Source organism: Fodinibius halophilus, assembly GCF_011059105.1.
Taxonomy (GTDB): domain Bacteria; phylum Bacteroidota; class Rhodothermia; order Balneolales; family Balneolaceae; genus Fodinibius; species Fodinibius halophilus.
Window position 1 is genome coordinate 1 of record NZ_JAALLS010000059.1, and the last position, 1,887, is coordinate 1,887.

Consider the following 1,887-nt stretch of genomic DNA (forward strand, 5'->3'; position numbering starts at 1 on the left):
TTTGGTTCGTTTTTTGGTAACAAAAAATGAACATATACTTAATTGCTGGATTCATTGGAACAATGCACCCCAACGATAAAAAACGGTCATCGATCTTCAATCACCCGTCGATTGTTTTACAGACCCACCCCGCCTCGTCGCTAAAGGCCTAGCTGCGCGCTCCGTCGCTGAAGCTATGGAGCGTAAGAGACCGAAGTAGGTTTTGGCTACGTAGGCTATACTATGAGGCGTCAGCGACCCTCCCTGGAGGGGAATATTATCTACCCTTCAGATCCTACGCGAACCTATTCAGGGAGATCCTGAAACAAGTTCAGGATGACATTGCTTTTAATTTGGCAATTTAGTTTCCATAAAATGAACTGTAACATCCCCCAAGCCCCCTTCCGATTACGCCCAACGCCTTTCATTCAGACAATGCCCAAAGGGGGACTCTTTCTTGCTTCGTGATTTCCACCCATTCAGAATAACGAATTCTGTGTTGTCCTCAACAGGGATGCCCGTTTCGCTACTTCTTATAAACCCCAAACAGATCATAAAGCAATTTTGCCGATTGCATAAGCAAGACCCAAGGTAAATAGATTCCTTTTCGCCAACCCTCAAAATGACGATTCACAACTTTCATAAGGTATTTCATACCTATGATTCTGTTCTCAATGCGTGTACGCAAAGGACGCTCATAGCGATGATAGATATAGACTGACTCCTCCACAGAACAGATTTTTTCAACGCCATCAAGCAATCGTATAGCAAAATCTTTATCCTGGCTGCGAATCATCTCAGGATCCATATAGCCTATCTTGTTTACCAACTCCCGACTAAAAAGCATCGCATTTTGATGGAAAGGAGATATTATATTCGCAATGAACCTATCTTTAATTTTCTGAATATCATCTACAGGTAACTCCCTTATTGACCGTATTCCTTTTGTCTGTCCCTCAAAACTTGTCTCAAAGCTACCGATACAAAGATGAGCCTCGTTATCTGCTAAGGTACTCATACGAGAGGAAAGGCTATGGAGGGGCAGCTGATCATCCGCATCCAGAATTGTTATATACTCTCCTTGTGCTTCTTCCAACCCCTTGTTTACCGCCACCGCTTTACCCTTATGTGAAATTTCATACACCGAAATATAGGGATGCATATCAAGCAATTCCGCACTTTCAAATGGCTCCTCAGATCCATCATCCACAATAATTATTTCCAGGCTTTCGTAGTCTTGCCTGCAAACACTATCCACAGCTCTGATTAGGTAATCAGACATATTATAATGTGGAATGATAACAGTAATTTTTGGTGACTCGCCCAATATCTTCGCCTTAAATAAAATATTTCTCTGGATAGTATAAGAAATGTAATCGTTGTTCAAATTATTCTTTTTGTGCCTCTAACTTCAATCACCATTTTCAACTTTTTCTCCTCGCAATATTACCCATAAATCCTTACTCCCTCTTTAGCAAACGTTGGCATTGGCAGTCTAACTCTCTCAGAGCCATCATGGAAAGGAATTATTACCTGACTTTTAGATCTTTACACGAGCCTCAATAAGAAGAACCACCGTAAGACGGATGACATTGTTTTTCATTCAGACATTGTCAAAGGAGGATTTTTTCCTGCTCGTTTCACAGTTCGCAATCACCCGGCATAATGAATTCTGAGCGCAGAACAGTAGGCGAACAGGAGTATTTTGTACCTGTGCTACAAAGCCATACCTGCACCTAAGAGTTTCGGCAGATTAGCACTTTAGCGTAGTAGATAGCGCAGGTATGGGTAGGGCATTAAAAATGATATCCAGAATGCACAATAGTAAACAAGGATTTCTCACTACGTTCGAAATGACTCGTTGAATAAGAACCGTGGCTATTTATTTCTCCACAACTCTTCAATGTC

At 41.5% G+C, this 1,887-nt stretch carries 1 protein-coding gene; it reads right to left on the minus strand.

Going from position 1 to position 1,887, the window contains the following annotated elements; translation table 11 throughout:
• Positions 1-505: 505 nt before the first annotated feature.
• Positions 506-1,366 carry a glycosyltransferase family 2 protein gene (locus G3569_RS18145; protein WP_350356576.1) on the minus strand — a complete coding sequence of 287 codons (861 nt, stop codon included), beginning with the start codon at positions 1,364-1,366 and terminating at the stop codon, positions 506-508.
• Positions 1,367-1,887 lie beyond the last annotated feature (521 nt).